We start from the raw sequence: 6,307 nt of genomic DNA, 5'->3' as shown, positions 1-6,307 counted from the left end.
TCGTCCTGAGCCAGGATCAAACTCTCGTTAAAAAGTAACGGTGTTTAAACCGTCAAATGATCCTTAACTAGTTCGCTAGCTAAAAATTTATTACTTGTTGTCGTTACGAAATTAATTGGTTAAACTCCTAAGAGTTTAAGCATATAACATCTTTTTGTTCGTTCAGTTTTCAAAGGTCAATCGTTATCAACTCCCGCTGACAACTTTTTAATTATATCGCATCTTCTAATCAAAGTCAACAACTTTCTAAAACACTTTAGTTTGTTCAGAAAAGTTTTTCTCTAATGCAACTTAATCAGTATAGCATGTTAACCTCATACGTGTCAAGGTGTTTTCAACATTTAGTTGTTACTCTTTTCACATTCGATTGCCTACTTTTCTGTTCGATGCAACTTTTATATAATATAACATTTTAGCTATCAAGTCAATACTTTTCAACTATTTATTAGAAAGATTTCACCTTACTAAAATTTATCGCCTTCATTTATCTTTCACTTTGTTTGCTTCTAACTAATTGATTTCACAAAAAGAGTCTTTAAAGTGAGTGTGCTGATGGCACTCGACTCCGAGAAGGTGAAGCGACAGCGTTTGTGTTCAACCTCACACCATACAGGTGTTTCAACTTACACCGAAGATAGAACACAACACCCTCTCATGCACATACTTAGGCCTTCATTAGTTTAACCCGCATTTGTTGAGGCATTCGCATCATTACGATTACACTGATAACCGCCTTAATCAAATCTCCCGGAATAAAGACTACATTCGATAACAGTGCCGTTTTTAAAGAGAGCCCCGTATGCCAATGCAATCCAATGGAGCCACAGAGATCGATAATAAAAACCCCTCCGAAAAGCGTTAGGAGTAACAAACGTATGAAATTTACTTTGGATGATAATCTATCACGCCCGTAGCCAATCACAGTAACAGCGATAAGGTAGCCAATCACATAACCACCAGTTGGACCATAGAAAACTGCAACTCCACCACTCCCACCACTAAGCACAGGCAACCCTATACTTACCATTATTAATAGAAGCAATACTGTAATCGTTCCTTTTTTTTGCCCTAACAATAATCCAGTTAAAAAAATCCCCATATTTTGCATCACTATCGGAACAGGGATTACTCCAATGGCAATTGGTGGGACATAACCTAAAACAATTAGTACAGCTAACATAATACCTATATATGCTATGGCCTGTGTTTTCATCGCTCACTCTCCTCTTTTACTATCTTCTTAGTTTATCGACCTCACCCAACAATGTCAACTTTTTTTGATAACAGTTAACATAAAAGGTGTTTGCATCACCCTTTTTTATATGTTATATTTTAGGCAACTTATATCCATCCACTAGGGGTGCTATTTTTAGCTGAGATAGACATTCGTCTAATCCCTTTGAACCTGATTTGGTTAATACCAGCGTAGGAAAGTGGAAACGTCGATTATCTCGCTGTGAGTTCATACTCTCACACCTTCGTTTCGCTTACCGCCTTGTATTTGGCTGCTGTAAGCGGGCTTTTTTTGCCTTAATTTAAGAAAAGAGGAGATTAATCGATGAAAACGCAACAACTCACATTAAAAGATATTTTAGTCGCTATCGTTATCGCACTCGTCTTCGGCCTTCTTTATAAAGTTGGTAATGTTCCTTATGATTTATTAAAACCATTTGGCTTACAGCTAGAGCAAGTCATTTACGGTTTTTGGTTCATGGCTGGCCCCTTTGCAATGCTCGTCATCCGTAAACCCGGTGTCGCCTTAATTGCCGAAGCTGCTGCAGCCTTAATCGAAACCTTCTTCGCTGGTGGTTTAGGGATGCAAAGTTTCGTTTACGGTATTGGTCAAGGGATAGCCTGTGAATTAATCTTCATAGCGACTCGTTACAATCGTTTCACAATGGATACCACCATCATTGCGGGCCTACTTGCTTGCTTGGCGTCCTTTTTAATCGATTGGCCCTACGGCTATTTAGCTGTACAACCATGGGCCTTACTCTTAATTTTTATCTTCCGTGTAGTCGGTACTATTCTGATTGCCGGTTGTTTAAGTTTTTACTTAGCCAAAACGATGGAAAAAACCGGGGTCGCTCAGTTAGTACGACCGATTACAAAGGATGATTACGATGCCCTCGACTAATTATGGCGTTAAAAACCTCCGACTGCTCTTTCCTGGCATGTCTCAACCTTTTTTAAAACAACTTGATTTCAGCTATACGTCTGGTGAGAAAATTCTGATTCTTGGACCAAGTGGCGCCGGAAAATCAACCTTACTCGAAGTGTTAGCCGGGGTTATTCCTGATATCATCACCATCCAACAAAATGGGACTGGTCCAACACACCTTCAAATACCGCTTACTTTTTTCAAGACCCTGATTCACAATTCAACATGCCCTACACAGATGAAGAAATTGCCTTTGTGTTAGAAAATCAGCAACGCCCTTCAGCCGAAATGCCAGAACGGATTCGCCACTTTTTAAAGTTAGCCAACGTGACCGCACCGTTTCATACACCAATTAACAACTTATCTGGCGGGATGAAGCAACGTTTACAACTGGCTAGTTTGCTCGCGCTCGAAAGTGACTTTTACTATCTAGACGAACCGACAGCAATGCTTGACCCCGCTGCCACTCGTTATTTTTGGCAACAACTAAAACACGTGACCAGTGAGAAAACGCTGCTAATCGTTGAACATAAGATTACCGAAGTCATTGATTTTGTTTCACGCGTTGTCATTATCGATGCTGATGGTAAAATCGTCGCCGACGGACCAACCGAACACGTATTAACAGCCCATCGGTCTTTTTTAGAAGCTGCCGGTATTTGGCACCCGAACAGTTGGGATCAGGCGCCTGCCTTTAAGAGAATCACACTCACCCAAACGACACCTCTGCTCAACATTAACAACCTAACCGTCAAACGAAAAAAACAAGCAGTTGTCTCACTAGAGCAACTGACAATCAACTCCGGCGACTGGTTATGTGTCACCGGAGAGAATGGTTCTGGTAAATCAACCTTGCTTGAAGGCATCCGTGGTTTGTTAAAAACAAGTGGTCACCTTACTTTTTCAGAAGGTTCGCAAGATGACTGCGGTTTTGTCTTCCAAAATCCGAATTACCAATTTATTTGTGATACAGTTGAGAGTGAGCTAGCCTATGGGCTGCAGTTTACCCAGTTAAGTGCTACAGAGCAAAATGAGCGTTTGGGGCTTTTTTTACAGTCCTTTAACCTCACTACAAAAAAAGATTTGCACCCGTTAGCGTTATCGATGGGGCAAAAACGTCGGTTGAGCGTGGCCTGTAGTCTCATTACACAACCAACACTGTTATTGCTCGATGAACCGACTTTCGGCCAAGATGCCCGTAATACGTTTCGTCTGATTGAACATTTAGAAGAATGGCGCCAGGCTGGGATGGCCATTCTCATGATTACGCATGAACCAGAAATCATTAACCGTTATGCCACTGCTGTGCTCGAAGTAACAGATGGCATCGCGACTTTAAAGGAGGCGACCTCCGATGCTTAAGCCTACGTCCTTTTTCGAACGGGTCAACCCCGCCTTGAAATTTTTAATTTTCTTCACCATTACGATTTCAACACTTTTCATTCATTCACTTACAACACTTGGCGCATTGGTCGGTTGTGCATTGTTACTTTATTTACTCTTTTCACCGATGAAATGGCGTTGGCGCCTTAGCTTACTACTGCCCTTTTTGCTGCTGTCGTTTACAAGTGGTATTACAGTCATGCTCTTCGGACTCGGTGATGATGTCTTATTCCAGTTTTGGTGGTGGCGGATTTCGAGTGAAAGCCTGCTGAACGGGAGTATTATTATGCTTCGGACCTTGTATTTTTCATTGCTCGGTCTATCCTTTGCAACAACGACAAATCCCGTCCTCTTTTTTTATGCCCTGATGCAACAATTTCGCGTACCGACGTTTATTGCTTATAGCTTTCTAACCGTTTTTAGATTACTGCCGATTATGCTGGAAGAGTTTACGATTTTAACAAAAGCAATGCGTGTACGGGGCATGCATAAACAGCATGGCTTAGCCGGACTCGTTGCTAAATTGAAGCGTTACAGCATCACGATGCTCTCACAATCGATTCGACGCGCGTTTAAAATATCAGTCGCGATGTCTGCCAAGAAATTTAAAAAAGGACCACGTTCCTTCTATTACATAACAACTTATTCGCGCAACGATTTTTACTACGTACTCCTTTGGCTTGTTGTTATCGGCAGTTGTCTCTTTTTAACCTAACTAAAAGAACGTCTTCGCTATCGAAAGGTCGATAAGGAAGACGTTCTTTTATTTTAATGCCTTAATTGCTGCACGTGTCTCTTGCAACGCTGCTTGGGTATGTTGGACATCCATTGCCGCATAGACATAAAATAAGGCATCGATAATAAACAATTGGGCCGTTCGCGAACTTGTTGCTGCACTGCGCAAAAAGGCTTCCGGCGCATGCGAGGTTTGCAAAACATAATCGCTCGCACGGTTTAACGTATTGCTGCCAAAGCCCGTTAAAGACACCGTTGTAATACCCTTTTCAATGGCACGATCGCGTAGCTTGATTACCTCTGGTGTTTCACCGCTGTATGAAACGCCTAAAAACAAGGCCGGTGTTTGGGCAGTCGCCATCATCGTCGCCATCAAATGAATGTCTTGGACAGCATGCACATGTTTCCCCATCCGTAACCACTTTTGCATAAAGTCTTCTGCCACAAGCCAAGAAGCACCAATTCCATAGACAAACACTGTTTCGGCTTGCGTCAGTGCTGTCGCAATGGCTTGCAACTGTGCGACATCAATGAGAGCCAATGTATCTTCCACCGTTTGCATCGTATTCGCTTTCAATTTCTCAATCAAAATAGCAGCGGGCTCATCTGCGACAATATCAAAATAACCCGTCATTTTGGCTTGCGCCCCTTCTGCCGATAGCGCCAACTTCAGCTCAGGTACACCTTTCAATCCCATTGATTTACAAAAACGCACGACTGATGCTGGACTCGTCTGCGACTCTTTCGCGATTTCTTGGGTTGATAACTGCATCAATGCACTTCCTTGATCCAAGACAAGTTGCGCGACTTGTTGCTCAACCTTCGATAAATTACTAATGTTCATTGCAATTCGCTGACTGATGATACCTTTCATTCCAATCCCTCCGTTCAACAACTCCTGCGCTTATTTTATCATTTTACAGCGCTAAAAGCGAAAGCGGTACCCGGACGATTAAGAAATCGTAACAATGAGTGCTCCCCTGTAATTACCTGCCCCAATACGTTCACTCGCGAATCTGCTTGCAAATCGGTTAACATAATTTGAACTTCACCTTCATAACGTAAATACGCCGCATTATCAATTGTGATACAGCCACGTAAACGCTCATTTGTCTGTTCGGCCGCAATCGGATGATAGCGTTGCGCTAAACGCACACGACTATCCGCTGCCCGAATCACATCCCGCGCCACATCCCGACGCACATGAAACACATCATCGAGCCATGCAAAGTCGCTTTGATTATCGACATGTAACAACAGGAGCTGATCGGTAAACCATCGTTCAAACTGTGCCATCGTGGCTGACTGCAACGATAAATCACCCACCAATACCGTATCAATACCACAGTCACGTAAATCAAGGTATTGGGCAAGGGGATGAACGTCACGGTGTTCTTCCAACGTCGGTAAACCGGCATATATCGGCCCCCGTTGTTTACCATCACCATGAATAAATGCGCCCGTTTCAATCGCATAACTTTTAATAAAGGCCGTATGTTTTATAAACGCCTCACGTTCCAAGCCGGTTTCTGGACGTGGGTAATAATTGTACCAAGCCGCTAACCGATTCATGTGCGCATGGTTGTTCATCAAGTCATTCATATCCGCCGCAGTTAATGTACTCGCATTTAAAATAATCTGCCATTCTTCGGTCATGGCCGCAATGTCTGCCATTGAAATTCCATCATCAATCCTCAAACCGGTAAAACCAAACGCTTTTAAGCGATTCAAGGTAAACTGTTCAAACGTCATCGGTGAGACATCGGCAATCCATTGCACCTGATGCGCTTTTAAACAGGCGCCAATTTCAAGCAACACCGCTTGGAGGTCCGCTGGTTTTTCTTCAGGCATCTGCAATGAAGTAAACGCATAACGACTCCCCGTTTGTGCCATCCGTTCAATTAATCGCTTGTTTTCGGCTACCGTTTGTTCTGTTAATGAAATTAAAAAACCTAACATCTTTTCTCCTCCTTTAAAAAAACGTAGACCTGTTAAGTCTACGTTTTCATTTATACACTGTTGGACGCT

The 6,307-nt window shown here is 42.6% G+C and carries 7 protein-coding genes, 1 pseudogene and 1 riboswitch; of the genes and pseudogenes, 5 read left to right on the top strand and 3 right to left on the bottom strand.

The features are described from left to right. Positions 1 to 664: 664 nt before the first annotated feature. Positions 665 to 1,213, bottom strand: a complete 549-nt coding sequence (locus tag BCAMP_RS03040) for a biotin transporter BioY (protein WP_035313568.1) — start codon at positions 1,211 to 1,213, stop codon at positions 665 to 667. 133 nt (positions 1,214 to 1,346) lie between these two features. Beyond that, positions 1,347 to 1,449, top strand: a riboswitch (TPP riboswitch). A gap of 109 nt (positions 1,450 to 1,558) precedes the next feature. Between BCAMP_RS03040 and BCAMP_RS03035 the strand changes: the two genes are divergently transcribed. The 5 genes and pseudogenes from BCAMP_RS03035 (at position 1,559) to BCAMP_RS03025 (ending at position 4,259) form a co-directional block, all read left to right on the top strand. Next, positions 1,559 to 2,137 carry an ECF transporter S component gene (locus tag BCAMP_RS03035; RefSeq protein ID WP_035313566.1) on the top strand — a complete coding sequence of 193 codons (579 nt, stop codon included), beginning with the start codon at positions 1,559 to 1,561 and terminating at the stop codon, positions 2,135 to 2,137. Next, positions 2,115 to 2,423, top strand: coding sequence for an ATP-binding cassette domain-containing protein (locus BCAMP_RS12435; protein ID WP_084038487.1), 309 nt, complete (start codon positions 2,115 to 2,117; stop codon positions 2,421 to 2,423). The genes BCAMP_RS03035 and BCAMP_RS12435 overlap by 23 nt, the downstream gene beginning before the upstream one ends. Next, positions 2,378 to 2,548: pseudogene (locus tag BCAMP_RS14615) on the top strand (ABC transporter ATP-binding protein); the annotation flags it as partial. The gene BCAMP_RS12435 and the pseudogene BCAMP_RS14615, both read left to right, overlap by 46 nt. Then, the gene (locus BCAMP_RS03030; protein ID WP_332248496.1) at positions 2,534 to 3,523 is read left to right on the top strand and encodes an ATP-binding cassette domain-containing protein; all 990 of its coding nucleotides are present in this window, start codon (positions 2,534 to 2,536) and stop codon (positions 3,521 to 3,523) included. The pseudogene BCAMP_RS14615 and the gene BCAMP_RS03030, both read left to right, overlap by 15 nt. After that, a complete protein-coding gene (locus BCAMP_RS03025; RefSeq protein ID WP_035313565.1) occupies positions 3,516 to 4,259 on the top strand; it encodes an energy-coupling factor transporter transmembrane component T family protein in 744 nt (247 codons plus the stop codon). Before BCAMP_RS03030 ends, BCAMP_RS03025 begins: the two co-directional genes overlap by 8 nt. Before the next feature lie 48 nt (positions 4,260 to 4,307). On the opposite strand, the gene BCAMP_RS03020 is transcribed toward BCAMP_RS03025, so the two are convergent. Further along, positions 4,308 to 5,153 (bottom strand): MurR/RpiR family transcriptional regulator, encoded by an 846-nt coding sequence (locus BCAMP_RS03020; protein WP_035313562.1) that lies wholly within the window; start codon positions 5,151 to 5,153, stop codon positions 4,308 to 4,310. 38 nt (positions 5,154 to 5,191) lie between these two features. Next, on the bottom strand, positions 5,192 to 6,238 hold the full coding sequence (locus BCAMP_RS03015; protein WP_051456845.1) for a MupG family TIM beta-alpha barrel fold protein: 1,047 nt from the start codon (positions 6,236 to 6,238) through the stop codon (positions 5,192 to 5,194). Between the last annotated feature and the right edge of the window lie 69 nt (positions 6,239 to 6,307).

Source organism: Brochothrix campestris FSL F6-1037, assembly GCF_000525915.1.
In the GTDB taxonomy this organism is placed as follows: Bacteria; Bacillota; Bacilli; order Lactobacillales; family Listeriaceae; genus Brochothrix; species Brochothrix campestris.
The sequence above is the reverse complement of the archived record's forward strand: the minus strand, read 5'-3'. Positions and strand labels throughout refer to the sequence as shown.